Origin of the sequence: Sorangium sp. So ce693 (assembly GCF_051521375.1) — a bacterium.
GTDB classification, from domain to species: Bacteria; Myxococcota_A; Polyangia; order Polyangiales; family Polyangiaceae; genus Sorangium; species Sorangium atrum.
Genome location: NZ_CP150347.1, coordinates 9,362,236 through 9,388,457 on the forward strand (window position 1 = coordinate 9,362,236; position 26,222 = coordinate 9,388,457).

General features: G+C 72.3%; 21 protein-coding genes. 12 read left to right on the plus strand and 9 right to left on the minus strand.

The window, feature by feature from the left end; all coding sequences use genetic code 11:
* Nucleotides 1–81 precede the first annotated feature (81 nt).
* Nucleotides 82–1,005 (minus strand): hypothetical protein, encoded by a 924-nt coding sequence (locus WMF14_RS35005; RefSeq protein ID WP_437793269.1) that lies wholly within the window; start codon nt 1,003–1,005, stop codon nt 82–84.
* A gap of 426 nt (nt 1,006–1,431) precedes the next feature.
* On the opposite strand from WMF14_RS35005, the gene WMF14_RS35010 reads away from it, so the two are divergent.
* Entirely contained in the window at nt 1,432–4,449 is a 3,018-nt protein-coding gene (locus WMF14_RS35010; protein ID WP_437793271.1) for a beta-propeller domain-containing protein, read from the plus strand.
* 67 nt (nt 4,450–4,516) lie between these two features.
* Here the strand turns inward: WMF14_RS35010 and WMF14_RS35015 are convergent, their stop codons facing one another.
* Nucleotides 4,517–4,777: a hypothetical protein gene (locus WMF14_RS35015; protein ID WP_437793273.1), complete on the minus strand. Its 261-nt coding sequence runs from the start codon at nt 4,775–4,777 to the stop codon at nt 4,517–4,519.
* Complete coding sequence (locus WMF14_RS35020; protein ID WP_437793274.1) at nt 4,774–5,424, minus strand: RNA polymerase sigma factor; 651 nt, start codon at nt 5,422–5,424, stop codon at nt 4,774–4,776. Before WMF14_RS35020 ends, WMF14_RS35015 begins: the two co-directional genes overlap by 4 nt.
* A 154-nt stretch (nt 5,425–5,578) precedes the next feature.
* On the opposite strand from WMF14_RS35020, the gene WMF14_RS35025 reads away from it, so the two are divergent.
* From WMF14_RS35025 to WMF14_RS35050, 6 genes are all read left to right on the plus strand, one after another.
* Nucleotides 5,579–5,980, plus strand: a complete 402-nt coding sequence (locus WMF14_RS35025) for a hypothetical protein (protein ID WP_437793276.1) — start codon at nt 5,579–5,581, stop codon at nt 5,978–5,980.
* Between the two features lie 122 nt (nt 5,981–6,102).
* Nucleotides 6,103–6,621 (plus strand): hypothetical protein, encoded by a 519-nt coding sequence (locus WMF14_RS35030; RefSeq protein WP_437793278.1) that lies wholly within the window; start codon nt 6,103–6,105, stop codon nt 6,619–6,621.
* Between the two features lie 152 nt (nt 6,622–6,773).
* Nucleotides 6,774–7,700: a Grx4 family monothiol glutaredoxin gene (gene grxD / locus WMF14_RS35035; protein ID WP_437793280.1), complete on the plus strand. Its 927-nt coding sequence runs from the start codon at nt 6,774–6,776 to the stop codon at nt 7,698–7,700.
* A gap of 149 nt (nt 7,701–7,849) precedes the next feature.
* Nucleotides 7,850–9,241: a sigma 54-interacting transcriptional regulator gene (locus tag WMF14_RS35040; protein WP_437793282.1), complete on the plus strand. Its 1,392-nt coding sequence runs from the start codon at nt 7,850–7,852 to the stop codon at nt 9,239–9,241.
* A 64-nt stretch (nt 9,242–9,305) separates the two neighbouring features.
* On the plus strand, nt 9,306–9,788 hold the full coding sequence (gene rraA / locus WMF14_RS35045; protein ID WP_437324342.1) for a ribonuclease E activity regulator RraA: 483 nt from the start codon (nt 9,306–9,308) through the stop codon (nt 9,786–9,788).
* A 230-nt stretch (nt 9,789–10,018) separates the two neighbouring features.
* The gene (locus WMF14_RS35050; RefSeq protein ID WP_272095413.1) at nt 10,019–10,267 is read left to right on the plus strand and encodes a hypothetical protein; all 249 of its coding nucleotides are present in this window, start codon (nt 10,019–10,021) and stop codon (nt 10,265–10,267) included.
* Between the two features lie 68 nt (nt 10,268–10,335).
* On the opposite strand, the gene WMF14_RS35055 is transcribed toward WMF14_RS35050, so the two are convergent.
* Nucleotides 10,336–12,114 (minus strand): hypothetical protein, encoded by a 1,779-nt coding sequence (locus WMF14_RS35055; RefSeq protein WP_437793283.1) that lies wholly within the window; start codon nt 12,112–12,114, stop codon nt 10,336–10,338.
* 86 nt (nt 12,115–12,200) lie between these two features.
* A complete protein-coding gene (locus WMF14_RS35060) occupies nt 12,201–12,836 on the minus strand; it encodes a hypothetical protein (RefSeq protein WP_437793284.1) in 636 nt (211 codons plus the stop codon).
* A gap of 30 nt (nt 12,837–12,866) precedes the next feature.
* On the opposite strand from WMF14_RS35060, the gene WMF14_RS35065 reads away from it, so the two are divergent.
* From WMF14_RS35065 to WMF14_RS35080, 4 genes are all read left to right on the plus strand, one after another.
* Nucleotides 12,867–13,409: a hypothetical protein gene (locus WMF14_RS35065; RefSeq protein WP_272095417.1), complete on the plus strand. Its 543-nt coding sequence runs from the start codon at nt 12,867–12,869 to the stop codon at nt 13,407–13,409.
* A gap of 200 nt (nt 13,410–13,609) precedes the next feature.
* Entirely contained in the window at nt 13,610–15,526 is a 1,917-nt protein-coding gene (locus WMF14_RS35070; RefSeq protein WP_437793286.1) for a hypothetical protein, read from the plus strand.
* Between the two features lie 118 nt (nt 15,527–15,644).
* Nucleotides 15,645–16,754 (plus strand): HPP family protein, encoded by a 1,110-nt coding sequence (locus WMF14_RS35075; protein WP_437793288.1) that lies wholly within the window; start codon nt 15,645–15,647, stop codon nt 16,752–16,754.
* Nucleotides 16,755–17,203: 449 nt separating this feature from the next.
* Nucleotides 17,204–19,504 carry a CapA family protein gene (locus tag WMF14_RS35080; RefSeq protein WP_272095420.1) on the plus strand — a complete coding sequence of 767 codons (2,301 nt, stop codon included), beginning with the start codon at nt 17,204–17,206 and terminating at the stop codon, nt 19,502–19,504.
* Here WMF14_RS35080 and WMF14_RS35085 read toward each other — a convergent pair.
* Nucleotides 19,443–20,816, minus strand: a complete 1,374-nt coding sequence (locus WMF14_RS35085; protein WP_437793290.1) for an LA_2272 family surface repeat-containing protein — start codon at nt 20,814–20,816, stop codon at nt 19,443–19,445. The two genes, WMF14_RS35080 and WMF14_RS35085, sit on opposite strands and share 62 nt — an antisense overlap.
* Before the next feature lie 220 nt (nt 20,817–21,036).
* Here WMF14_RS35085 and WMF14_RS35090 point away from each other — a divergent pair, with 220 nt between their 5' ends.
* Nucleotides 21,037–21,945 carry a M23 family metallopeptidase gene (locus WMF14_RS35090; protein WP_437793292.1) on the plus strand — a complete coding sequence of 303 codons (909 nt, stop codon included), beginning with the start codon at nt 21,037–21,039 and terminating at the stop codon, nt 21,943–21,945.
* 30 nt (nt 21,946–21,975) lie between these two features.
* On the opposite strand, the gene WMF14_RS35095 is transcribed toward WMF14_RS35090, so the two are convergent.
* The 3 genes from WMF14_RS35095 to WMF14_RS35105 all read right to left on the minus strand — a co-directional run bounded on the left by WMF14_RS35095 (nt 21,976) and on the right by WMF14_RS35105 (nt 26,077).
* Entirely contained in the window at nt 21,976–22,920 is a 945-nt protein-coding gene (locus WMF14_RS35095; RefSeq protein WP_044966392.1) for an RluA family pseudouridine synthase, read from the minus strand.
* A gap of 5 nt (nt 22,921–22,925) precedes the next feature.
* Nucleotides 22,926–24,434 (minus strand): hypothetical protein, encoded by a 1,509-nt coding sequence (locus WMF14_RS35100; protein WP_437793293.1) that lies wholly within the window; start codon nt 24,432–24,434, stop codon nt 22,926–22,928.
* A 62-nt stretch (nt 24,435–24,496) separates the two neighbouring features.
* A complete protein-coding gene (locus tag WMF14_RS35105) occupies nt 24,497–26,077 on the minus strand; it encodes a hypothetical protein (protein WP_437793294.1) in 1,581 nt (526 codons plus the stop codon).
* Between the last annotated feature and the right edge of the window lie 145 nt (nt 26,078–26,222).

The window sequence follows — 26,222 nt, forward strand, 5'->3', positions numbered from 1 at the left end:
CGTCGCCCGGAGGGAGATCATGAAAGAGATCGGCGCCGCAACGGTCAGCGCCGAAGTCGGCGCCCGAACCTGCGCTCCGCTCTACTCACCGGAAGCCGCCTCGATGCAGGCCTCGAGCTCCGGCGTCGCCCGCCAGCCGCACTCGCCCGACGCGCCCCGCTCGCACACGCTGTGCTCCTTGTAACACGCGTACTCCTCGAGCCACTCGCACGTGGTGACGACGTCCAGATCCTTGTCCGCGCAGATCTGACCGCTGCAGCCCGTCACCTTGCACGGCGCAGCCTCGCCTCCGCCAAGGCACGCCTCGAGCTCCGGCGTCGCCCGCCAGCCGCACTCGCCCGACGCGTCCCGCTCGCACACGCCGTGCTCCTTGTAACACGCATACTCCTCCCGGTACTCACATGTCGTGGCCACCTCCTCATCGGCGCAGACCTGACCGCTGCAGCCGGTCACCTTGCACGGGGCAGGCTTGTCGCCGCCGAGGCACGCCTCGAGCTCCGGCGTCGCGCGCCAGCCGCACTCGCCCGACGCGCCCCGCTCGCACACGCCGTGCTCCTCGTAACACGCATACTCCTCGCGCCACTCGCAGGTCGTGACCACCTCCTCATCGGCGTCGGCGCAGACCTGACCGCTGCAGCCGGTCACCACGCACGGGGCAGGCTCGTCGCCGCCAAGGCACGCCTCGAGCTCCGGTGTCGCGCGCCAGCCGCACTCGCCCGACGCGCCCCGCTCGCACACGCCGTGCTCCTTGTAACACGCGTATTCCTCGCGCCACTCGCAGGTCGTGACCACGTCCTCATCGGCATCGGCGCAGACCTGACCGCTGCAGCCGGTCACCTTGCACGAGGCCGGCTCGCCGCCCGCCACCCCGCCTCCCCCAGGGCCAGCCCCCCCGCCCTCGATCGGGCCCTGACAGCCTCTGCCCTTGGCGCCGGTGAGCAAAGGTACGAAGAGCATGAGCATCGCAACGACGAGCCGGTGACGTTTGCTGAAAAGATCCATCATCAAGCCTCCTATCAAGAGATAGACTGACCGTGCCATTCGGCAGCCGCAGGCGCCAGGGTTCATACTTCGTGCCAAGCGCGGCGCCGACGCCCCCACGCATCCCTGCGCGCCGGCGCGATGCTCCCTCGGTGACGAACAGATGCCCACAAGCGGTGTGAGCCGCCTCCTGGTCATGAGAGCTCACCCCGAGATCAGGGCATCGAACAGCGCCACGGCGCACGCCTTGCGGGCAGGTCCCTGACCGCCGGCGGTCCGCCGGTCGCACACTCTGGCACAAGCCGCGGGAATACACGCAAATTCCTTGGCTTTTTCGTGGGGTTCTGCATGGCCCACGGCTTGCTAAGTGCGCCGGGCACGGGACCTGAACAGTGCACGCGCACCGGCGCAGACATGACGCCCTGAGTCTCGTCCTCAACGAGGTGAACAATGACCTTCCTGTCCAGAACTTACGCCGGCTGGCTCGTCCTCGCGACGGCGGCGGCCTCGGCCGGACTCACCGGCTGCGGGAACGGCTCGACGGGGCCTTCCTCCGAAACCGGCTCGACCGATTTCATCTCTGACAACCCGAGGGCCGGCGGTGGAAGAGATACGGCCGAGGATGGTGGCGGCGTCGCAGCGGCCACCGGCGGCGACGGCGCCCCGACCGCGCCCCCGGCCGATGGCGACGCCGAGCGCGCGATCACCGAGGCCGACATCATCCAGGTCAAGGACGGCAAGCTCTACGCGCTCTCGCAGTATTCGGGGCTCAGCATCATCGACATCTCCCGGCGCGACCGGCTGAACCTCGTCGGGCGCTACCGGGCGAGCGGGATCCCCTTCGAGATGTACCTGCGCGACGGGGTCGTCTACGCGATGTTCTCGTCGTGGACTCAATACATCTACGACGCGGCCACCGGCCAGTACTCCTATGAGCAATCGAGCCACATCGAGGCGCTCGACGTCTCCGACCCGGCGGATATCGAGCAGATCGGCTCGTTCGACCTGCCGGGCGCCATCTCCGACTCGCGCATCGTCGGCGACGTGCTCTATACCGTCACGTTCGAGGACGGCGGTTGCTGGGGGTGCAAGGAATCGCGGAACACCACGGTCACCTCCCTGGCCGTCGGCGACCCAGCCCATATCGCCGTGGTCGATCAGCTGAGCTACGACGACGACCCCAACGACTACGGGTGGCAGCGCAGCGTGAGCGTCACCCAGGACCGCATGTACATCGCCGGCATCGAGTGGGACGGCACCGACGAGGGGCACTCCACCATCCAGGTCGTCGACATCTCCGACCCCGGCGGCGCGCTCGTCGAGGGCGCGAGCGTCGAGGCCGTCGGCCAGATCCAGAGCCGCTGGCAGATGGACGAGCACGAGGGCGTCCTCCGCGTCGTCAGCCAGCCCGGCATCTGGCGGACCAACGCGCTGCCCGGCGTCCAGACCTTCACCGTCGCGTCCTCGCAAGAGCTCACGCCCCTCGGCTTCACCGAGCTCACCCTGCCCAAGCCCGAGACGCTGCGCTCCGTCCGCTTCGACGGCGACCGCGCCTACGCGATCACGGCGGAGCAGACCGACCCGCTCTTCACCATCGACCTCAGCGACCCGGAGCACCCCGCCCAGGTCGGCGAGCTCGAGATGCCCGGCTGGGTCTACCACATGGAGCCGCGCGGCGACCGGCTGCTCGCCCTCGGCTTCGACAACGCCGCCACCGACGGCTCGCTCCACGTCTCCCTCTTCGACGTCTCCGATCTCGCGAAGCCCACGATGCTGAAGCGCGTCCATTTCGGCGGCGACTGGGCGAGCTTCGCCGAGGACCAGGACCGGATCCACAAGGCCTTCACCATCCTCGACGATCTCGGCACCCTCCTCGTGCCGTACAGCGGCTGGGACATCGCCGAGGGCAAGGGCTGCGGCTCGTACAAGAGCGGCGTCCAGCTGATCGATTTCACGGCCGACACGCTCACGAAGCGCGGCTCCGCCCCGGCGCGCGGCCAGGCGCGCCGCGCGTTCGTCCATGACACGCGGCTCTTCGCCGTCTCCGACCAGGAGGTCGGGACGTTCAACATCGATGATCGCGACGCTCCGGTCGAGGCCGCCGACCTGGCCCTGGCGACGGTCGTCAGCAACACGGTGGCCACCGGAGATCTCGTGGTCCGCATGGGCGCGGACTGGTGGACGCAGGCCGCAGAGCTCGATGTCGTGTACGCCGCGGAGCCGGGGCGCGCCGAGCCGATCGGGAAGCTCGACCTCGCGGCGCTGGCCGCCGGATCGACGGACGACTGCTATGGATCCGGCCTCTCCAGCGCGCAGCTCTTCGCGCACGGGCAATACGCCTACCTGCTCTGGCCCTCGTACGCGGACTCGACGAAGACGAGCCTCGCCGTCATCGACCTCACGAACCCCCAAGCCCCCCGGATCGCGAGCCAGCGCGATCTGCCGTTCAACAGCAACGCGCTCTACTATTACGGGTACTACGGCAGGATCGTCTCCGCCGGCAGCGCCGTGGTCCAGGCAGGGAGCACGCTCGTGCTCCGCAATGTCCAGGAAGAGTACTACTACTACGAGGACGGCAGCGCGCAGCCGCAGCCCCGCGATCCGTCGCTCGAGATCATCGACCTCTCGAACCCGTCGAGCCCGACGCACCGCTCGCTGCCCCTGCCCGACGGCGGCGGCTACACGGGCCTGCAGGTCGACGGCACCACCGTGCTGACGTCGCACTGGGTGCCGCTGCCGAACGACCCCTCCAGGGCGCGCTTCTACCTCGACCGCATCGATGTGGCCGATCCCTCCTCGCCGGTCGTGCGGACGTCGGTCAATGTGCCCGGCTCGCTGCTCGCCTTCGATGGCGCGTCGGGCCGCGCGCTCACGGTCGACTACGAGGCGGTCGAGATCCAGGTCGCGAAATACCAGGAGTGCTACAGCGCGTTCAGCTACACCGCTGAATTCGTGCCGGCGAACCAGGAGAATTATGAGGGGCCCGGCGTCTGCCGCGGGACGCGCCACACCCTCAAGCTGCTCGACGTCGGCAGCGCGAGCGCGCGCCTCCGGGACGAGCACACGCTCGACGACGACACCCGCGTGGACCAGGTGTTCGTGGGCGATGACCGCGTGTTCATGTACATGTCCGGGTACTACGGCGTGGGCGACGTGGCGGGCGGGGGCGCGTACTCGTCCGGGATCCTCGTGGCCAGCGGGCTCGTGGAAGGCAGCATCGATGTCGCGATGCAGGAGCTCTCGGCCCCCGACGCCGGCTGGCCGCGCGCCGTGGACGGGACGCGCCTCCTCCTCGCCGGCTACAGCCCGCCCGCGCTCTCGGTGCTCGACGCGGCCGACCTCGACGAGCTGACGCTCGAAACGAAGGGCGAGCTCTCGTCGTATGTCTCGCAGGTGACGGTCTCCGGCGACACCGCGCTCTGCGCGCTCTGGTACAACGGGCTCGAGGTCGTCGACCTCGGCGACTGATGCGCGCGCCGCCCCTTCGCCGCGCGCGGCTCGTCACGGGCAGCGCGGCGAAGGCGCCGCCCGGCCGCTACCCTCCCCCGTAGATCTGCCCGATCTTCTGCACCGAATCCCACACGTACACGCAGCCCGAGGTCAGCAGGAGCCCGGGCAGGATCACCGCCGACCAGGCGAGCGAGAGCCGCGCGCTCGGCGAAGGGCGCTCCGTCTCCACCAGCGCGGCGCGGGCGAGGCGCCGGACCGCGTCGGCCCGGGCCGGATCGAGCGGGGCGACCTGCGGCAGATCGGCGAGGCCCCTCGCCAGCGGATCCTCTCCTGAGAACGGCTTCATCGAGAACCTCTCCGCGCGTGTCCATCCACAGCGTCCGTCGCGTCCGCGGCGGAGATCGGGGTCGTCGATCCCCGCCGGGGCCGCTCAGCATTTCGCCTTTCGAGGTGGGCCGCAAGCTCGGCGCGGGCGCGCGACAGGCGCTTGCGCGCGGCGTCCTCGCGGATGCCGAGCACCAGGGCGACCTGCGCCGAGTCGAGCCCCTCGACGGCCCCGAGGAGCAACACCTCGCGGTGCACCGCCGCGAGTTCGCGGAGCGCCGCGTCCAGCGCCGCCACGTCGGCTCGGGCGTCCGCCGCGCCCTCGGGCTCGGGCGCGGCCGGCGCGGGCTCGCGGGAGAACAGCGCGGCGCGGGCGAGGTCGAGCAAGGCGGAGCGGCGGTGGCTCCGGTAGCGGTTCCTGGCGATCGTGAACAGCCACGCGGCGAGATCCGTGTCCTCGGCGAGCCGGCCGGCGTGGCGCGCGACGGCGAGCCAGGTGTCCTGGAACAGGTCCTCGGCGACGTCGCGCCGGCCGGAGAGGCGCACGAGGAAGCTGAAGATCCGGGCGTTATAGCGCGCGTAGAGCGCGTCGAAGGCGCGCGGATCGCGGCGCCTCAGGCGAGCCGCGAGCTCGGCGTCGGACGGAGCTGCTGCGCCCTCCCTCTCCACGCCGACATAACGCGCGAGCGCCGCGGGCGTGACAAGGAAGTTTTCCTGTCACGGGATCCGCGGCGCCGCGTTGGGGCTCGTGAAGCCGGCGCACACGGCGGCGGCGACGACGACACGCGGCAGGCAGAGAAGAGCAGACGAGAGGGAGACACCGATGTTCGATTTCTTCGTCGAGGGCGGCTGGGGGATGTGGCCTATCCTGGTCTTCGGGATGGTCACTGTCGGCGCGGGGCTGCAGTTCGCCCGGCGGCCGGAGCCCGGAAAGCTCGGGTTCGTCGCGGCCATGGGGCTGACGACGCTGGTCGCGACGATCCACGCGACGTGGATCGACCTCGGCGCGGTGTTCAGCGCCCTGTCCGACCCGGCGAAGGTGCCGGACGGCGAGCTCGCGCGCGTGCTCATCGTGGGGCTGAAGGAGAGCACGCGGCCCGGGTCGCTCGGCGGGTTGCTGCTCGCCATCGCGTGTCTGCTCTCGGCGGTGGGCGTCCTGCGCGCCGGCCGGGCGCCGGCGGACGGCGGCGCGCGCCGCGGCGAGCCGCGCGACGCGCATTCATGAGCGCCGGCCGCGCGGCCGCGAGGGCTCCCGCACCCGGCGGAGAGGGCGGGCGGGAGCGCGGCGGCGGGTCCCGCCCGACGCCCGCGCTTGGCGCCGGGGCCCGGGTGCGGCACACAAGGTCCATGGGCAGAGCCGAGCTCGCGCAGCTGATCGACCGCGAAGGCCTCGACGCCTCGGATGGCTCGCGAGGCCGCCTCGCGATCGCCGTCCCGGCGGCGTGGGCGCGCGACGGCGCGGACATCGAGGTCGCCGTGCCCGCCCGCGTCACCTGCGCCCGCTGCGACGGCGGCGGCTGCGACAGCTGCGCCCGGAGCGGCGCCCACCGCGCCCCGACGGAGGTCGCCGCGAGGACGCTGCGGCTCCGGCTCCCCCCCGATCTCAGCGGCGGCGTGACGCTCCGCCTCGTGCGCCCGTTCGGCGAGCTCGCCCCGCTCGATCAGCTCCTCGTCGAGCTCCGCGAAGACAGCGCGGCGTCGCCGGGCGTGCACCGCGTCACGCCGCCCCCGTCGGACGCGCTCGCGCGCCCCCCGAGCGCGAGCGGCGGGCGCTTCGGTGTGCTCGGCGCCGGGCTCGGCGCGCCGGCCCTCATCGCGACACTCGCCGCGATCGCGGCGGTCCTGGGGCTCCTGTTCGGCCGCTGAGCGCGCAGGGAGTCGCTCGCTCCGCCCTCGGTCGACGCGAGCGAGCCCGGCTGGAGGCCCTCGCTGCCGTGCTTTGCTCATGCTAGCGAGAGGCCCGCGGACGCGCGCTGGAGTCGACCGCACCGCCACCGCCGCGGAGGGAGAGCAAGCACATGAGCCTCAGCGAGCCCATACGGGCCAGGATCACCACCATCATCCGCGAGAGCGATGTCGTCCTGTTCATGAAGGGAACGCGCACCACGCCGCAGTGCGGGTTCTCCGCCGCGGTGGTGAGCATCCTCGACGAGCACCTCCCCGAGTACCAGACGGTGGACGTCCTCTCGGATCCCGCCCTGCGCGACGGCATCAAGGAGTTCTCGAGCTGGCCCACGATCCCGCAGCTCTACATCCGCGGCGAGTTCATCGGCGGCTGCGACATCGTGAAGGAGCTGCACGCGACCGGGGAGCTCGTGAAGGCGCTCGGGCTCGCGCATGGCGAGGGGCAGGCGCCGCCCACGCTCCGCGTGACCACGGCGGCGCTCGCAGCGTTCGCGGCCGCGAAGGAGTCCGAGGCCGACTTCGTCCACATCGAGATCGACCCGTCCTACAACTACGGTCTTTATTTTGGACCGCGGCAGGCAGGCGACATCGAAGCCCAGGCGGGCGGGGCGGTGTTCCTGCTCGACCGCGCGAGCGCGCGGCGCGCCGAGGGGCTGTCGATCGACTTCGTCGAGGGCCCCTCCGGCGGCGGCTTCAAGCTGGAGAGCCCGAACGAGCCGCCGAAGGTCAAACAGATCTCGTCGGCCGCGCTCAAGGCCTTGATGGACGGCGGCGAGGCGATCGAGCTGTTCGACGTCCGGACCGAGCAGGAGCGCAAGATCGCCAGGATCGAGGGGGCCCGTCACCTCGACCAGGCAGGGCAGCGGCACCTGGAGACGCTCGCGAAGGACGCGCGGATCGTCTTCCACTGCCACCACGGCGGCCGCAGCCAGGCGGCCGCCGAGCATTACCTCGCGAAGGGCTACAGGAACCTTTACAACCTCCAGGGCGGAATCGATGCGTGGTCGCAAGATGTCGACCCCTCGGTGCCGCGGTACTGAGCGCCTCGGCCAGAGGCACGCCCACGACGAGCAGCGGCACACCCACGGCGAGAGACACGCAGGCATCGTGTCTCGGTAGATTTTTTCGACCACACCGTCCGACACGTGAGAACCTTCAGGGCCGGCGTGGGATCATGTATGCGTAAGGTGTGGGTGCCGACGATCAGTCGACGATCAGGGCGTCCGACACCGAGCCGTCGGCGTCGCCGGAGGGGGCGACGCCTGGCCTGGTGGTCATCTTCGCCCGCGGCCAGCCTGCCTGCGCGCCGATCCCGCTCGAGGGCGGCGCGGTCGTGCTGGGCCGCGCAGCGGCGGACGACACGGTCGTCGTCGAGGACGAGCAGGTGTCGCGCCGGCACGCCCGCATCGCGCTGTCGGGCGACGGTCTCCGGATCACCGATCTCGGCAGCAGGAACGGCACCTTCGTCGATGGAGCGCAGATCGAGGATCAGGTCTTCTCGTCGCTCCCGCGCGTGATCCGGCTCGGGAGCACGCTGCTGCGCTTCACCGCGGACATCGAGCCGTTCCAGCGCGGCGGGGTCCTGGAGCACGAGGACGGGCTGGTCGGCCCCACGCTCCGGCAGGTCCGCGAGGCGATCCACCGCGCGGGGATGCGCGGGGATACCTTGCTGCTCACCGGGCCGAGCGGCTCGGGCAAGGAGCTCGCGGCGCGCGCCTATCACGCGGCGACGGGGCGGGGCGGCCCCTTCGTCGCCGTGAACTGCGCCGCGATCCCGGAGGGCCTCGCGGAGCGGCTGTTCTTCGGGGCGCGGCGCGGGGCCTACTCGGACGCGACCGCCGACGCCGAGGGCTATGTCCAGGCGGCTCACGGCGGCACGTTGTTCCTCGACGAGGTCGCGGAGCTCGATCCGTCGGTTCAGCCCAAGCTGCTCCGCGTCCTCGAGACCCGGGAGGTGGTCGCGCTCGGCGACACGCGCCCGCGCAAGGTGGAGTTCCGCCTGTGCGCGGCCACGTTGAAGGATCTCCAGGCCGAGGTCGCGGCGCGCCGGTTCCGGGACGACCTCTATTACCGGATCGGCCGGCCCGAGGTGAGGATCCCGTCGCTGACAGAGCGTCTCGAGGAGCTCCCCTGGCTGGCGGCGGCGGAGCTCAGGCGCACCGGCGCGCGGCTCGCGCCGGGCGCCAGCTTCCTGGAGTGCTGCGCGCTGCGCGCGTGGCCGGGCAACGTGCGGGAGCTGCTCTGCGAGGTGCGGCAGGCGGGCCTCGCGGCGCTCGCGGCCGGGCGCACCGCCGTGGAGGTGGCGGATCTCGCGCCGTCCGCGGGCCTCGACATCACGGAGGTCGCGAGGCGCACGCCGGCGCCGCCGGAGATGCGGCGGCTCGCCATCGAGACGGCGCTGCGGCGCGAGCAGGGGAACGTCACGCGCGCGGCGCGCTCGCTCGGGATGCACAGGAACCAGCTGCGCCGGTGGCTCGCCCGGCATGGCATCGACTCGGCGGCGTTCGCCGGCGCGGGCAAGCGCAAGAGCGGCGCCTCCCTCCCCACCGCCAAGGATGGCGAGCGCCACGAGCCCTCGTGACCGGCGGCGGATGAGCGGTTGAATCCGGCGGGCGACAACCTATGAAAAGGGACAGGGGGTCTTCATGAGCTCAGAGATCAGAACCACGGATCTATGCGATGAGCACCCGGACGTCCTGGTCGCCGATCCGATCTTCCGGGATTACGGCGGAGCTCGGCTGTTTCACGGGCGCATCACCACCGTGAAGGTGCATGAGGACAACGTGCTCGTCCGCAAGGCGCTCGAGGAGCCCGGCCAGGGGCGGGTGCTGGTCGTGGATGGAGGCGGCTCCCTCCGCTGCGCGCTCCTCGGAGACAACATCGCCGCCATGGCCCATCAGAACGGCTGGGCCGGTGTGATCGTCCACGGCTGCATCCGTGATGCGGAGGCGATCGCCCGCATCCCGATCGGCGTGAAGGCCCTCGCGACGCACCCGAGGAAGAGCGCCAAGAAGGGCGCGGGGGACCGCGACGTCGCCGTGACGTTCGCCGGGGTCACGTGGGTTCCTGGCGAGCTCGTCTATGCCGATCATGACGGCATCGTCTGCGCGCAGAAGCAGCTTGCCTGAGAGCCCGAACGCGCGCTCGCGTCCGAGGTGGGGCAAAACGCACGTCCTTGGGCGCTTTCGCCACACATCGAGAGAAGGTCGCGCGGCGGCTGCGCCCAGTATGGATGGGCTCGGATCCAGTCGGGGCGCGCGAACGTCGCGCGGTGCGTCGAAGCGCGCCAACTGGCGCGGCCAATGCATCACCGGCGGAGGAGGAGCAATCAACACCTCGTAGAAACGGGAGGACAAGAATGAGCAACATCACGTCCGAACTGAAGAGCGATCTGAACAAGAGCCTGTCGTCGCTCCAGACCCTGCGCGACGAGATCCGCGTCAGGCTCCACCTTGCCGGCATGGACGCGAAGGACGCCTGGGACAAGCTGGAACCCAAGCTCCTCGACGCCGAGAAGCTGGCCGAGGACGTCTCCGAGGCCTCGCGGAACGCGCTGCGCGAGATCGTGGAGAAGGTGAAGGAGTTCCGCTCGTCGCTCCCGTCCTGATCGCCGCGTCATCGCGGCGGAATCGAGACGGGAACGCAACGAGATCGCGGTGGGGGCGCGACGCCGGATCAGCCCCGCAGCGCGGCCGCCACGACGCGCGCGACGCTCCCCCACCGCGGATCCGCCGCGCAGGCCGCGAGCCTCTCCCCGACGACGTGGGAGCGCCGGTGATCGTAGAAGCCGGGCGGCCGCGGGAAGGTGGTGAGCGGCGCGCGCAGGATCGTCTTCTCGACCTGCGCGAGCATCGCCGTGTTGTGCACGAAGCCGAGCCCGCTCTGGATGTCGGCGAGCGTCGAGCCCGGGTGGCCTCCCCAGGGCGGGACGACGGCCGCGTGCACGGCGGCGGGCGCCTGGTTCACCGCGATGACGCCGTACCGGAGATCGAGCAGCGCGCGGTCGAGCGCGGCCCCGACGGCGGGGTCCTCCTCGCTCATCGGGTGCACAAGGATCGTCGCGCCGAGGCTGCCCCTGAGCTGGTCGTTGCAGAAGCGGGTCGCCGCCTCGAGGAACTCCACCGGATCGCTCGAGCCGACCTCGACGACGGAGAGCACGCCCCCGACCGGCTCGGCCGAGAACAGCGGCTCGGCGGCGTCCGACGCGGCGAGCCCGGCGATCAGCGTCCAGGGGAGCTCGCTCGGCCCTGGCGCGCCGATGCGCGCGACACCGCACGGCAGCGGCACGTCAGCGGAAGCCTCGAGGCGCTCGGGCTCGATCGGCGCGCGCCCGGCCGTGAGCGCGGCGTACCGCGCCTCGGCCTCCGGGTGGGCGGCGCGCCGCGGCGGAATGGCGGCGAGCGCGCGGCGCAGCATCCGGAAGAGCAGCGGCCGCTGCGCGAAGCCCCGGGGCAGCACGAGGACGCTCGCAGCGTGGCTGCCGTACGCTCCGCTGACGACCTGGCTCGCGAGGCACCTCGCCTGGAACCAGAGCTCGTCGCCGCCGTAGAGCCACGGCATCACGAGGACCGGGCTGGCGCCGCCGAGCGTGGAGGAGACGGGCTTGTCCAGCAGCCGCTCTCCCGAGGCCCGCCGGCGCGCCTGCAGCGGGCCCGGCGGCCCCCAGACGAGCGCGTCGTGCGCGGCCGCCGTGCCCGTGACGTGGATCTCCGAGACGGCGGGGTGGGCCGCGAGGTAGGCGCCCGCATCGGCGCCGCCGTAGACGAAGCGGAGGAGCCCGCGCGAGACGAGCGGCGCGAGGGCGCGCTCGACCACCGCGCCGAGGGGCGCGCTCCGCGGGCTCATCGCGAGCGCCACGACGCGCCCCTCGACGAAGAGCTCGTGCAGCGCATCCCGGAGGGGGACGCCGGCGACGTCGCCCGCGCCGAGCACCAGCGCGACGCCCCCCTCGGGGTCGCGCTGCTGGTAGAAGCGCGCCTGCTCTTGCCGCACGCTCTCGCGCGTCGCCCCGGGCTGCATCAGCGCGCGCGCGCGGAGGGGCCCGTGCAGGGCGGTGTCCTTCAGGCGCGCCGGGAACACCTCCACCTCGATCCGGCCGTCCGCGCGGGCGCGCACCGCCCCACGGCCGAGCCGGGGGCGTCCGCGCGCGGCGATCTCCTCGAGCGCCTCGGCGAGGCGGCGCACCTGCGAGAGCGTGACGCAAGGCCCGGCGAGCCACGCCTCGCCGCTCGCCGCCGAGCCGGGATCGAGGCCCCTGTCGGCGCAAACCATCTCGACCTCGGCGCGCGCGGCGGCGAGCAGGCCGGGGAGCGACGAGCGGAGCAGGAAGGCCTTCTCGAGGGCCGGCATGCGAGCGAACCCGAGCGCGGCGTCGCCCAGCTCGGATAGCGCACGATCGAGCTCGGCCGAGGGGGTCTCGGCGCTGCGCGCGGCGCGCGGATCGACGGCCGGCACGGCCGCGGCTCCGCTCGAGGCGGCGCTTCCGGGCGCGAGTTCTGTGACGGCGACGACTTCGGGGACTGGCGGCATCGGCACGGAGATTACAGGCTGGAGATCGCGCGCGCGAGCGCAGCGACGGTTCGCGGCGCACGTGTAGCCGGCGTGCTCGGGATTCGGTACAGTCCACCGCCATGGATTGCGCTTTCACCACGGGTCGGGGCCCCGCGCGCGCGCCCTCCTCCAGGGCAGCTCTCCACCCGGCAGCTTGCGGCCTCCTTCTCGGCCTCGGCTCGCTCCTCCTCGCGCCAGCGGCGACAGCGCAACAGAACGCTCAGCCGCTCCCGCAGGGCCAGGCGCAGCCCGGCGGAGCTGCCCAGACGCCGTCCGGGTATCCTCAGCAGCAAGGGTATCCTCAGCAAGGTTACCCTCAGCAGCAGGGGTATCCTCAGCAGCAAGGCTACCCTCAGCAGCAGGGGTATCCTCAGCAGCAAGGCTACCCTCAGCAGCAGGGATATCCTCAGCAGCAGGGATATCCTCAGCAGCAGGGATATCCTCAGCAGCAGGGATATCCTCAGCAGCAGGGATATCCTCAGCAGCAGGGATATCCTCAGCAGCAGGGATATCCCCAGCAAGGCTACCCTCAGCAGGGCTACCCTCAGCAGCAGGGGTATCCTCAACAGGGATATCCTCAGCAGGGCTACCCCCAGCAAGGTTACCCTCAGCAGGGCTATCCTCAACAGCCGCCCGGCTACGGTCCGGGCTACGCCTTGCCGGCCGGGCCCCCACCGCCCCCGAAGCCCCCCGAGTCCACCTGCTGCCGCTGGTCGGTCCGCTACAACGCCCTGGATCTCCTGTTCGGAAGGATGACCTTCGAGGGCGAGGTCGCCGTCATCGGGCCGCTCACCATCGGGATCGCGCCGTCGTGGATCTGGGGCTCGCTCGAGGATGCGTCGCTCGACACGACCGGCTACGCGCTCGCAGCGGACGTCGGTGTCTACGTCGAAGGCAAGGCGCTGCGGGGCTTCTGGGTGAAAGGGCGCATCGGCTACGAGTCGTTCGAGGCGGTCATCACCCCTCCCGGGCGGCTCGAGGGCCGCGGCGATGTGAGCAGCGTCGTCCTCGGCGGCATGGTGGGGAGCACGAACGTGCTCAGCCGAGACGGCGGATTCGCCATGTCGGGAGGCTTCGGGATCGGCGTGGCGCTCGCCGATCCCGTGACGATCACCGCGGGCCCCTACCAGTATTCCTTCTACGAGAAGGCGGGGAAGATCAAGCTCATGGGGTCGCTCTCGCTCGGCGTCGTCTTCTGATCGACGCCCTCGCCTGTTCGTGGCTCCAGCCTGCCCGCACGCGGCGCCGGCCCGGCGGGTGAGCGCGGCGCCTGCCACGGGAAAGGCGACCGGCGGCGGACCTCTCGCGCGCGGCGCGCGGCGCGCGGATCGACCCCCCGCACGGCCGGCGGCGTCCCTGGAACTTGGCCCCGCGCGCGGCGCCGTGGGACTCCTGGACCATGCCCTCTCGCATCGCCCGCCGCCCCGGGCCGGCGCTGCTGCTCCCGTTCCTGGCGGCGCTCCTGTCGATCGCGTTCGCCCTCCCCGCGCGCGCGTGGGTCGAGGTGCACGTCGCCGGCGACGACGTGCGGCTGTCGATCGATCGGGCCGGCGCCGCCACGGTCGAGCACAAGGTCACGCTGAAGATCTCGGGCGGGCCGCTCCGCGCGCTCGACATCCAGGGCGTCGACCCGGACGCCCAGCTCGACGAGGGCAGCTACGCCGTGCCCTTCAAGGCCGCGGAGGCGGGCTCGCTCGCGTCCGCGACGCCGGTCGCGATCGAGCTCCTGCCGCCCGACCCCCGGCCGCGCGAGGACGGCACGCGCCGCCCGGCGGCGATGCGGGCCCGCTTCGACGGCAAGGGGCTGAGCCGCGGGGTGTTCGTGCTCTTCTTCCGCTACCGCACGGACCTCATGAAGCGCGGGCTCATCCGGCAGGACGGCCCGAGCTCCCGCGTCTCCTGGAGCGGCCCCGTCTGGGACGACGGCTACGACTCGGCGCGGCTCACCGTCGCGCTGCCGGCCGCGCCCGACGAGCCGCGCGTCGACGAGGCGCGGGCCGACGAGGCGGCGTCCCCCGACGCGCTCCCGGCGCCGACGACGCTCTCCACGCTCCGCCGCGCGCTCGACAAGGACGAGCTGGAGCTGCTCCGCCCGTACGCCCCCAAGGCCGAGCCGATCCGGTGGGCGGTCCGCGCCGACGCGCGCGCCTTCCAGCCCGAGCCCGCCGCGGCGAAGCCCGGGGCCGACACGCTCGGCCGCATCTCGGACGCCGCGGCCGGCAGCCCCGATCGCAGCCGCACCCTCTACGTGGCCGCCGGCGTGGTCCTCTTCGCGCTCTACAGCGCCCTCGTCGCGCTCAAGGCGCGCGAGCACGAGCGCCTCGCCCGCGCCGCGGGCGTCGCGCCGCGGCCCCTCGTCCCGATCCCGCTCGCGCCGCGCGCCGCGCTCGCGGGGCTCGCGCTCGTCGCGGGCGTCGCCCTGGAGCTCCTGCTCAGGGACGGCACGCCGGGCGCCGCGCTCGTGGCCGCGGCGACCGCGCTCGCCGCGCACCGCACGCCCCGCCCGGAGCGCGCCGCCGCGACCTTGCGGCGCCCTGGCAAGTGGCTCCCCATCGCGGAGGCCGAGGCGTTCCGGGAGGCGCCGCGGGTGCGCGGCGTCTACCTCGACGTCTCGACGCGCGCCGGCAAGGCGCTGCTCGTCGCGCTGCTCGCCGCGCTCGGCGCGGGCGTCCACGCCGTGGCGGCGGCCTCGCCGTACCACGCCCACCTGCTCGCGCTCGACGCGACGGCGCTGCTCGCGATCTTCTGCACCGGCCGGCTCGCCGAGCTCCCCGCCGATCCGGCGGCGCGGCCGGTCGCGTTCCTGCGCGACGTCGCGCGGCGCGTGCGGCGCTTGCGGAAGGCCCCCGCCGGCGCCGCGGCTGCGGCGCAGGAGCTCCGCGTCGTCGGCCGCCTCCGCATCCCGGACGGCAGCCCCGACGCCGACGAGCTCCGGCTCGGCCTCTCGCCGCGCGCGGCGCTCCCCGGCTTCGTCGCGCTCGAGGTCGGCGTCGTCTACGCGCCCGGCGCCGGCGGCGCCATCGGGCTGCCCGAGGTCCTGCTGCGCGTCGCCCCCGGCTCTCCGTGCGAGCGCGCCGTCGAGGGGGTCGCGAAGAGCGGCCGCTCCTCGCGCGGCCGGCGCCCCGGCGAGCGCGTGCTCGCGTTCACGCCGCGCCTGCCGACCGCAAGGATGACGGCGGCCATCGCCGCCGCGCTGGTCCGCGCCGTATCCACCCCGCCCGCGAGCGCCACGCCCACGAAGCCGTCCGGCGCCGGCGCGGCCGGGGCGACCCGCGCGCCGCGCCCCCGCAAGAAGGCGGTCTCCGCTGCGGCGTAGCGCCGAGTCGGCCCCCGTCCCGACACGCTCTCGCGATCCGCGAGCCCCTCGTCAGCGTCCGTGAGCCTTCGTAAGCCTTCGTAGACAGCGCGCGAACATCTCGATATATGGCCGCGCGATGAGCTTCGGAGTTGCGGGCTCGAGCTTTCTTACGCGGTTCCAGCCCATGCGCACGCCGCTGCTCGTCAGCGAGCGGATCTACGCTGCTGTCGGGGGCTTGCTCGGGCTGCTGACCACCGGGGTCGTGATGCACGCTTGCCTCGGCCCCACCGCGCACGCTCCGCTCCTGATAGCGCCGATCGGCGCTTCGACCGTGCTCGTGTTCGGGGTCCCCGCGAGCCCGCTCGCCCAGCCGTGGTCCGTGCTCGGCGGCAACGTGCTGGCGGCCGTCATCGGCGTCACGGCGGCTCGCGTCATCCCCGATCCGCTGTGCGCCGGCGCCGCCGCGGTCGCGCTCACCATCGCCGTCACGAGCCTGCTCCGGTGCTTGCACCCGCCCGCGGGCGCGGTGGCGCTCACGGCGGTCATCGGCGGCCCGGTCGTGACGAGCCTGGGCTATCACTTCGCGCTCGTGCCGGTCGCCATCAACTCCCTGCTGCTCGTGGCAGCCGGGCTGCTGTTCAACAACCTGGTGCGCCGCAGCTACCCGCACGTCGTGACCTTGCCGGTCTCGCCCCACGGCACCGCCGACGCCCCGCCCGAGCTCCGCGTCGGCTTTTCGCCGAGCGACATCGACGCCGCCCTCGAGCGCCTGGGTACGCCCCTCGACGTCGAGCGCGAAGACCTGATCGCCCTCGTCCGGCACGTCGAAGAGGAGGCGCACCGGCGGCTGCGCGGAGGCCTCACCTGCGGCGAGATCATGTCGCGCGATCTGGTCACGATTCACCCCGACGATCCGAGCGCGCTCGCGCTCCGCCGCCTCCGCGAGCGCGCCCTGCGCGTCTTGCCGGTGGTCGACGAGCGAGGCGTCGTGCACGGCGCGATCGACGTCTCGATCGCGTCTGCCATGCCCGAGGCCACCGTGCGGGACTTGCCGTCCATCTACTTCGAGACCGCCGGCGAGGACACGCCGATCAACGAGCTCTTCCAGCTCCTCTCGCGAGGGCGCGTGCACGAAGCGCTGATCGTCGACGCCAAGATGCGCCTGCGCGGCATCGTGACCCAAACGGATCTCCTGGCCGTGATCGGCCGCGCGCAGCTCGCCAAGGGCTCGGCGCTGGTCGGGTAGTGCGCCCAGGGCAGTACGCCCCCATGCGACACAGGCGCGCATCGCCACAGCACACCATCCATGCACACGCCTTCACGTGCAAGAACACCTTGCTACGCCGGCAAGGCGACAAGGCGACAAGACGACAAGACAACAAATCGCGGTCGGCTCCGCTCGAGCGTATAGCGAGCGATGACCGAAGCATGGTAGTCTCGAGATAATCGTCTTTGTCTCCAGCGCCATCGCTGAAACGGATCGAATCCTGCATGGGTCGGCGCCCTCGCGGCCTCTCCAGCGAGGGTTGAGCGGCCAGTCGACGCTCGCGACCCCATCGTCGGCCTTGGTCACCTCGGAGTCTGGTCACACGGCACATTTGCACGTGTCCAACCGGCCCTGAAGGAGCTCTGGCGCCCATCACCCCTGTTGCGGTCATCCATCCTCGAACAGGCCTCAACCGATCGGGAGCGAACATGGCAGAAAGACCCATTGTCCGCGTCATCACATCCAGGCCGCTGTCCGTGTGCGCTGCGGCCTGCGCCTGGCTCGCCGCGGGCGATGCGTCGGCGGCGTACCAGTTCGACGCCACGGAGGCCGCGTACGACGCGACCTACGCGGCGGCCCCCATCGACGTGACCGGCGTCGTCGTCGACGAGGCGGGATCGCCGGTCGCGGGGGCGGAGGTGACGGCCATCGGCTGGGGGAGCGGCGCGGTCAACCATGGCGAGATCGCGTTCACCGACGGCGCGGGCGCGTTCACGCTCTCGGCGCTCGCGCGGCGCTCGGTCCTGCTGCGCGTCGAGGTCGACGGGTACTACAGCGAGATCATCCCTGCCGACCTGCACCGGCCGCTCGCCGAGGCGGGTGCCGGGGTCGGCCGGGTCGTGCTGACCGAGCAGCGCGCTGGCCGCGCGCGGATCCTCGTTGGAGGCGACACGATGTTCGGTCGGCGCTTCATCGACAGCGACGAAGACGGCATCGAGGGAGAGGTGGGCGACCTGATCCGCCCCGCGACGCGGCAAGCCGACGCGAGCGCCATCCTCACCTTCCTGCGCGACGTCCTCTCGTCGGCCGACTACACCCAGGTCAACCTGGAGTGCCCCGTCACCGCCAACCCGCAGACGCCCCACCCCTACAAGTCGTTCACGTTCTTCTCCTACCCCGAGACGGTCAGGGCGCTCGCGCTCTCCGGCGTCGACGCCGTGAGCCTCGGCAACAACCACATGTTCGATTACCTGGGGGCAGGAGTCGCCGACACGCTCACCGCCGTCCCGAACGCCGGCCTCGACTGGTTCGGCGCAGGGCTCGACGAGACGATGGCGAAGGGCACCGTGCTCTACCGGACGCTCCGCGGCGTCGACGTGGCCTTCCAGGGGTTCAACCAGATCGTCAACGACGGGACGACGCTCCCGGAGTACGCGCTCACCGCCTCCGACGGGCCTCCTCCCAAGGCGGGCGCGCTCGAGCTGGGCCTCACGGAGATCAGCGACTTCATGGCGCAGGACGCGGTCGGGCGCTTCGCCATCCCGGTGGTGCACGGAGGCATCGAGTACAGCGACTATCCGTCGTCCGGCATGCGGCGGCGGTTCACCCAGCTCGTCCAGAAGGGCGCCGGCATGGTCGTGGCGCACCACCCGCACACGATCCACGGCATCGGGCTGTACAACGCCGGCGCCGGCCCCCGCTACATCTTCATGTCGCTCGGCAACATGGTCTTCGATCAGGACGTCTTCGAGACGTACCAGTCGTACCTCGCCGCCATCGACATCGACGAGGACGCGAGCGGCAACCGCGCGGTGCACCGCGTGCAGCTCATCCCGTTCCAGAACGAGGACTACGTCCCGAAGCTCGTGGGCGGCGCCTGGCTCGGCCGGGCGATCCGCCACATCGGTCACCTCTCCACGACGCTGCCAGCGGCGCCCGCGCCCGGCGAGGCGGCGGACGGCCTCACCGGGGCCGTCGTGTTCGCGAGCGGCCCGCGGGCCGTCGCGGCGAGCAGCCCCTCGCAGTACACGACGAGCGACGCCGTCGAGACGCGGAGCGCGCCGCTCACGAGCCGCCGCACAGCCCCCCTCGCGCACCTGCGCTCGAGCCCGGCGGACTCGCTCGCCGCCGTCCGGACGACGGCCGCCGCGAGCTGCGACTACGGCCGGGAGATCATGCTCTACGGCGACTTCGAGGACGGCGACATCGACGACACCTCGCACGAAGGCTCGATGTGGTCGATGAGCGAATACCGCTACATCGAGAACAGCGTCGTCCACGGCGGGACCGGAGCGATGGTGTTCCTGCGCAAGTCGAGCAGCACCTCCGAGGTCTCCACCTACATGAACAACCGCGTCAAGTTCGAGCCTGGCCGCAAGCTGACCCTGACCGGCTACATGAAAGGAGACAACGCCGGCCAGATGCGTGTGCAGGTCTACTGGTACACGAGCGGCGGGACCAGCGTGTCGAACAGCGTCGTGTTCACGCGCGCGGCCGGCACCTACGGCTGGCAGCCGTTCACCGTCGACCTGACCCCGCCGGCGAACGCGGGCTCCGTCCGGTTCTATTTCAGGGCGGGTGTGCCGGCGAGCGGCGAGGCCACCTCGTTCCTCGACGACGTGTCGCTCATCGAGTGGGAGGGCACGGTCGCCGACAGCTCCCTCGGGTTCGCGTTCGCCACGCCGAACGACTGGAGCTTCGTGCGTTGCACCGCCACGGATCCCGCGCTCACGAGCCTCGGTGTGACGATGACGCACCGGTCGTACGCGCTGGCCCCGGCGACGCCCTGAGCGCGCCGCCGCGGCCCGCGACGGCGGGGGGCGCGGCGGGCGCGCGAACACGCCGCGCAGCGTCGAGCAGGCCGAGCTCGACGCCGAGGCAGAGCTCGGGCCCGCCGCCGACGTCGAGCGCGCCCTCGCCCCGCAACGTCAGGTAGCCGCCCGCGCAGACGAACGGCGAGAGGCGCTCCGCCAGCGCGTACGAGGCCGAGACGCGCGCCTTCAGCACCTCGTTTCGCCCGGGGAGATCGCCCTGGAACGGGCCGCGGTGGTAGGCGCCGATATCGGCGCTCAGCGAGAGGTCCTCGACGTCGAGCGGCAGGCGAGAGCCCATCGCGAGGCCCACGGCATACAGGGGCTCGCGCTCCGCCGCGCGCCCGTCGTCGGCGTTCGGTGCGCGCGGCTCGCTGTGGAGCCCGAAGCTCAAAATCGTATAGGCATACCGGCTCGAGAACTTGAGGCCGACGTTGCCGTGCAGGCCAGTGCTCCCCCAGAGCGCGAGCCGGATCCCCCCCTCGCGCGGCAGCGGGATGAGACCGAGCGACTCCCCCTCGAGGTTGTCGGTCACGTTGATGACGCCGATCTGGAGCCCGTCGATCTTGCGGGCCACGTTGATGATGCCGATCTGGAGCCCGCGCTGCTCCTGCGAGACGTTGATGGCGCCGATCTGGAGCCCGTCGACGCGGCCGATATTGACGGCAGCCGCCTGCACGCCCGTCACCTGTCCGCGAGCGACGTTGACGGTGCCGGCCGCCTGCAGGCCGTCGACGTCGGCGTACGTCTGGTTGGCGACGCCGGCGATCTGCGCGCCGGCGACCGTCGTGCTCGCCCAGCCGAAGAGCCCCGCGAGCTGCACCCCCGCGAGCGGAGCGTCCGCCAAGGCGAAGCCCGCCGCGAGCTGCAGCCCCTCGGCGCGCCCCGAGACGACGCTCGCGACCCCGAGCTGTAACCCGCGCAGATCCCCCGACGTCCACGAGAACAGGCCGATCTGGGCGCCGTCCACGAACCCGACGCGCCCGAGCAGGAGCGCGAGATCGAGGTGGGTCGCGAGATCGGGCGCCGTGGCGTTGGTGCTCAGCGGGAAAATGAGCGACAGGTTGACGGGGAAATACGGCGTATCCGGGCCGCGGCGCGCCCGCTCCCCGCCCGCGCCGCCGGCGCCGGATGGGTCGCTCGGCCCGGCAGATCGGGGCGCGGCGCGCCCGGGCGCCGCGTCCGCCGGCTGCTGCGCAAGAGCGCTGCGCGGCGCCAGCACGGCCGGAGCGAGCGCGCAGGCCGCGACGATCGGCGCGGTCCGAAGAGAACACCTCGCGCACCGCGACATCGCACCATCGTACACGCGTGCAGCGCCGAAAGGCTGCTCCGCAGGCGGTGAATCGAGCCATGGTGCGGCGTCACGCCGCGCGGGTCCATCACGGCGCCGCATGGATCCATCACAGCACCCCTGGCTCGACTTCCGCGCGGTGCTTCGATACCCTGCGGGGGCGGCGCTGCGCCGTGGACTCGCCACCTGCGCTGCGCCCGCGCACCACGGACTCGCCACCATGAAGCCATCGTCTCTCGCGCCCGTGCTGGCCCTCTCCGCGCTCGCCGCCGGCTGCGGCTCGGAGACTGAAGGCCCAGACCTCGTGTGGCCGATCGGAGGGACGGACGAGATCCAGCCGATGTCGTCGAGCTTCGGTCCCCGCCTGCAGACCTCGCGCGATGGCGTCTACGACTTCCACCGCGGCATCGATATCCCCACCGTCATGGGCACCCCGGTGTACGCGGTCGCCGACGGAAAGGTGATACGCGCAGGCCGCTACCAGGACTTCGAGGACGTCGTTGTGCAGATCGAGCACTGCGATCCGCCGGGCGCTTGCTTCTACAGCACCTATATCCACCTGGCGATGCCGGTCGTCGAGACCGGCGATCAGGTCGGGCGCGGTCAGCACATCGGCTATACCGGCCTCGCGGCCAGCAGCCTGTTCCCCCACCTGCACTTCGAGATCCGCGAGGGAGGGCACGAGAAGGTGTACTGCGTGCACCCGCTCCGCTTCCTCCCGACGCCGGGCGGGCTGCCGCCGGCGCTCTCCGCGCGCCGCACCGACGAGGACGCCACGTCGAGCGTCTCGGTCGAGGTCGAGGCCACCCTGCCAGGCATCTCCCCGGGCCTCGTCGAGGTCGCGGTCGCGACGTCCAGCCGGTCGACCGGAGAGGTCATCGAGGAGCGGGTGTTCAACTACGAGGAGTGGAACCGCAAATATACAGGAGAGGGAGACGCCGCGACCATCGACGAACAGAGCCTCGGAGGCATCCGGATCGAGCCGGCGAAGTTCAACGCGCAGTCGTCGGCGTACGTGATCGCGTTCCGCTTCAGCGACCTCGGCGGCACGGCGTCGGCCGACGACCTCCAGATCACGGCGCGGGCGCGCGACGTCGAGGGCCATGTCGTCGAGGCGAGCGCGCCCTGAGGCGGCGCGGCGACCGGGCGAGCCCGCGGCTCAGGCCTCGCCGACCAGCGCCGCCATGTCCGCGGGCAGCGACGACGTCACGACGAACGCAGGCACCGCGTCGCTGCCGCCCCACCCGATGTAGTGCGCGTGCAGCGCGTGGCGGCTCAGCCCCTCCACCGCGGGCCCGCCGTAGAGCACGTCGCCGGCCAGCGGGTGCCCCACCGACGCGAAGTGCGCCCGTATCTGGTGCCGCAGCGCCCGCGGCGCCCGCGCCTCGACGAGCTCCCAGAGCCCCACCTGCCGCACGCGCTTGTACATCGTCGCGGCCGGCCTCGGGGCGTATCGCGCCACGTCGCGCGGGTGGATGCACGGGTAGACCCGCTTCTTGTCCTTCGGGTGCGGCGCGAGCGGCACCTCGATCGAGCCCATCTCGGGAAGATCGCCGATCTGGCAGATCAGCAGGTAGCGCTTGTCGAGCCGCCCCTCCTTCAGCCCGGCGCCCAGCGCCGCGAACGCCGCGGCCGTGCGCGCCGCGAGCACGAGGCCGCTCGTGTCCGTGTCGAGCCGGTGGCACAGCCCGGGCTCCCGTGGAGAGAAGCCGATGCCCGCCATCTCGGGGTACCGCGCCACGAGCGCGTTCGCGACCGTCCCGCGCTCGCCCGGATGGAGCGGCGCCGTCGGCACCCCGGCGGGCTTGTTCACCACCACCAGATCGTCGCGCTCGAGCACCACGTCGAGCGGCGCGGAAGGATCCGGCGTCGCCGCGCCGGAGGCCTCCGTGGGCTCGACGTCGACCTCCAGCACCTCGCCGGCCGCCGCGACGTCGCCCTTCGACGCGCGCCGGCCAGCGCCGCTCTTCCCCACCCCGAGCACGCGCACGCGCCCCTCGGAGAACAGCCGCTTCGCGCCCGCCCGCCCCAGCCCGGGGAGAAGCTGCACGAGCAGCTTGTCGAGGCGCGTCCCTGCATCCAGCTCGGTGATCGTGATCTTCATAGCTCCTACGGAATCGCCCCCTGCCACCCGAGGCCGAGCGCGGGCGCTCGCCGGCTCCCGACCACGCTCTCTCCTATCACTCCCAACATGGGCAGGCCGAACCGGTTCCACGAGGGGCCCGCGCTGCGGGCGCCGGCCGTGGTAGGGCGGGTCACGCGCCACGCGACGCCCGCCCCGAGCAGAAAGCCCGCGGCCGTGGCGCCGACCCAGGCCCGCTGCTGCGCCTCGGTCGGCGACTCGAACACGAGCGGGCTGGCCAGCGCGGCGGCGCCCAGCCCGCCGAGCATCGCGCCCACGTCGATCGCCAGGATCTCCGACGGCGTGACGTCGAGCTGCGTCGCCGCCGCGGCCGCCGCCAGCCAGCCGAGCGCCGCGCCGTAGCCCATCCCGGCGATCGGCGTCCGCTGCACGTCGCCCCGCCCCGCCCACTCGACCAGCCCGCCCAGCATGAGCCCCAGCCCGCCGCCCGACTGCGCCATCAGCGCGCCGCCCTCGGACATCCGGCCCAGCGAGAGCCCGAGCGCCGCCAGCGTGATCCCGGCGGTCCCGCCGATCAGCCCGGAGGCCCAGCGCTCCTGGCCCGGATCCTCCGCGTGCTGCGCGAAGCGGCCCTGGTAGATCAGGTGCCCCGCGATCGTCGGCCACCACGTGCCGGACCCGAGGTACCACGCGTCGGCCACGCCGACGTCCCACTCCTCCGCGATGATGATCGCGCCGCCGAGCCCGATGCCGGCGCCGACCGCCAGGAGCGGGTAGAGCAGGCGCGGATCGTCCGAGCCGCTCGATCGCTGGATCGAGAAGCCCACGAGGCCTCCGTAGAGCGTCGCGTTGGCCGCGAGCGTCGCCTTCCCCATGCTGCGCGCCGGCGTGGCGAGGCGCCCGCGGCACCGCTCGGGGCACGGCGCCTCGCGGGCCGAGGCAGAGGCCGCGGCGGCGCCGGCGTCGAGCTCGGCCAGGAGGTCGCGGAGCATCACCGCGGCGCGCACCGCGAGGTCGTCCCGCGCGACGCGCTCGACCCGCACCCTCAGCGACCTCGATCCGCCGGACGCAAGGGCGAGCCTGAGCTCCACCTCGTCGCCGCGCAGCTCGAGGCTCGGCGCGATGAAGAGCTTGTCGCTGGAGCGCGCGCGCTCGATGAGCTCGGCCTCGTCGGGCCGCGATCGCGAGGCGACGCGGTCCGCCAGATCCACCGAGAGGCCGAGGTCCTGCGCCGTGTCCGAGAGGAGCGCGTCGAGCGCGCTGGCGAGCGGCGCGGCGCGCTCCCCGGCCTCGGGCGCGACCGCTGTCGCGAGCACCACGGCCGACCTCGACGGCTGCGCGGATGCCGGCGGCTGCGCCGAGCGCGGCGATCGCTCGTGTCCTCCGGAGCGCGCGGGCGACGCCGCGTCTTCAGGCTGAACCGACGCGGGTGATGCCGCGCCTTCAGGCTGAGCCGACGCTGGCAGCGCGGCGGCGAGCGCCGCGGCGAGCGCCAAGGCGCCCGCGCCACCGCGGAGGTGCCAGGGGTCGATCATGGGGTTGCTGCTTCGGCCAGAGGCGGCGCTCGCCGCGGTGGCCACGCCGCTCGGGGCGTCGATCAGAACATGAACGTGCCGCTCGCGAAGAGGTCGAACGTGTTGCTGTCGTTGACGTAGAAGCGGCGGCCGACCGCGTTGATGGTCGGGCGGTAGTTGGGGTTCGGGCTGCCGGTGACGGTGAGGCGCCCGTCCGCGTCCTGGCGGCGGCAAGGCCCCGCCGCCCCGAGGCTGTCCTTGTACTGGGAGTTGCACGGCTGGTCGCCGCCGATGCCGTGCCCGCCATCGTGGCGGAAGCCCGCGCCGATCTGGAACTTCACGAGCTCCGCCGCCCTCCACGTCACGCTCGCCGAGGCGCGGTACGAGCCGTACGGCTGGACGTCGCTGAGCCCCGTGAAGTACGTCCGCTGCGAGCCCTGGTCGACGACCGACGGCGAGCAGGCCCTCGCATCGCCGGTCCTGCACAGGTCCGGATCGTACGCGTCGTTGTCGCGGAACGCCGCCCACTGCGGCTGGCGCAGCGAGCTCGCGTCGCTCGAGCCGAGCGCGTCGAACAGCTCCGAGTAGTCGCGCCCCTCGGAGTGGTACTCGCCGGTGAAGCGCAGATCGAGCGTGAGCCCGGTGTACTTCTCGCGGTTCTCCCAGGGGACGATCATCACGCCGAGCATCACGCTGCCGACGAGCGGCGGGTGGTTCACCAGCGACGTCTTCAGGTCGGTGAGGCCGTAGTCGCTCGACTCCTGCTGGAACTCGAACAGCGCCTTGAACCCGCCGTACGGCTCGACGTACTTGATCCGCTTCGACAGGTACGTGTGGACCTCGAGGCCGATGGTGCCGCGCGACACGCCGGGGTCGCGCTGGGCGATCCCCTCCCCCTCGAACTCGCTGTCGCTGCTGTTGTTCCGGTTGACGTCCGTCGGATCGGCGCACTTCACCTGGCCGCTCTTCGGCGCCTCGGTGCAGGCGTGCATCGGCTCGCTCACGGGGAAGCGCCCCTCGACCCCGAACAGCCAGGTCGGCTTCGTCCGGTCGCGCGCCTGGTTCATGATGTTCACGTCGAGGCCGACGGCGAGGTACTCGATGCCGCTCCGGTTCGGCGACGTGAAGGGCATCTGGAACAGCTGCTCCCCCGGGGCTCCCGCGAGCGCGACGGCCTGCGCCTCCGCCCCGGCGCTGCCGTTGAGATCGGTGAGCTCGCGCGTGTGGTTCAGGATGAGCGGCATCCTGAGGTAGAGCGCCAGGTCGCGGTAGAGGCCGACGTCGAGGCGCAGGTTGAGCTTCGAGGTCGCCTCGTTGTAGGTCGCCACGTTGAGCAGGTTCGACGTGTAGCCGCCCGACGACAGCCCCGGCCCGGCGATGCTCGTCTCGCGCCGGATCTTCGCGCTCTTCGACGCGTACTCGAAGCCGAAGCTGAAGTTCAGATCAAAGGTGTCGCCGTCGTCGAACGCGTCGACGACGCTCGTGATCTCGCCCGTCTCCATCATGAGCCGCGGCTCGGTGGCGCTCCGCGGCTCGTCGGCGGCCGCGGGGGACGCGGCGAGGAGAGCCGCCGCAGCGAGCGCGAGCGACGCGAACGCCGAGCCCCCAGCCACGTTGATGGCGACGCGAGCGAGATGGCCTTCGCAGTACCTTCTGCCGTGCATGCTCATGGTTATCCGTCGGACGGACGCTACCGGCCGGGGTAGGAGGGTGTCAATCCGCGAATCGCTCGCCCGGCTCGCGCGGTCGCGCCCCGCCGCTCACGCCGCAGCAATTCGCTCCGTTCCGCGTCGTTCCGCGTCGTCCGCG

What these genes read in the sequence shown, in the direction of transcription:
- WMF14_RS35005 (WP_437793269.1), bottom strand. Translation starts at nt 1,005, where the DNA reads ATGATGGATCTTTTCAGCAAACGTCACCGGCTCGTCGTTGCGATGCTC.
- WMF14_RS35010 (WP_437793271.1), top strand. Translation starts at nt 1,432, where the DNA reads ATGACCTTCCTGTCCAGAACTTACGCCGGCTGGCTCGTCCTCGCGACG.
- WMF14_RS35015 (WP_437793273.1), bottom strand. Translation starts at nt 4,777, where the DNA reads ATGAAGCCGTTCTCAGGAGAGGATCCGCTGGCGAGGGGCCTCGCCGAT.
- WMF14_RS35025 (WP_437793276.1), top strand. Translation starts at nt 5,579, where the DNA reads ATGTTCGATTTCTTCGTCGAGGGCGGCTGGGGGATGTGGCCTATCCTG.
- WMF14_RS35030 (WP_437793278.1), top strand. Translation starts at nt 6,103, where the DNA reads ATGGGCAGAGCCGAGCTCGCGCAGCTGATCGACCGCGAAGGCCTCGAC.
- grxD (WP_437793280.1), top strand. Translation starts at nt 6,774, where the DNA reads ATGAGCCTCAGCGAGCCCATACGGGCCAGGATCACCACCATCATCCGC.
- rraA (WP_437324342.1), top strand. Translation starts at nt 9,306, where the DNA reads ATGAGCTCAGAGATCAGAACCACGGATCTATGCGATGAGCACCCGGAC.
- WMF14_RS35050 (WP_272095413.1), top strand. Translation starts at nt 10,019, where the DNA reads ATGAGCAACATCACGTCCGAACTGAAGAGCGATCTGAACAAGAGCCTG.
- WMF14_RS35070 (WP_437793286.1), top strand. Translation starts at nt 13,610, where the DNA reads ATGCCCTCTCGCATCGCCCGCCGCCCCGGGCCGGCGCTGCTGCTCCCG.
- WMF14_RS35075 (WP_437793288.1), top strand. Translation starts at nt 15,645, where the DNA reads ATGAGCTTCGGAGTTGCGGGCTCGAGCTTTCTTACGCGGTTCCAGCCC.
- WMF14_RS35080 (WP_272095420.1), top strand. Translation starts at nt 17,204, where the DNA reads ATGGCAGAAAGACCCATTGTCCGCGTCATCACATCCAGGCCGCTGTCC.
- WMF14_RS35085 (WP_437793290.1), bottom strand. Translation starts at nt 20,816, where the DNA reads ATGTCGCGGTGCGCGAGGTGTTCTCTTCGGACCGCGCCGATCGTCGCG.
- WMF14_RS35090 (WP_437793292.1), top strand. Translation starts at nt 21,037, where the DNA reads ATGAAGCCATCGTCTCTCGCGCCCGTGCTGGCCCTCTCCGCGCTCGCC.
- WMF14_RS35095 (WP_044966392.1), bottom strand. Translation starts at nt 22,920, where the DNA reads ATGAAGATCACGATCACCGAGCTGGATGCAGGGACGCGCCTCGACAAG.
- WMF14_RS35100 (WP_437793293.1), bottom strand. Translation starts at nt 24,434, where the DNA reads ATGATCGACCCCTGGCACCTCCGCGGTGGCGCGGGCGCCTTGGCGCTC.
- WMF14_RS35105 (WP_437793294.1), bottom strand. Translation starts at nt 26,077, where the DNA reads ATGCACGGCAGAAGGTACTGCGAAGGCCATCTCGCTCGCGTCGCCATC.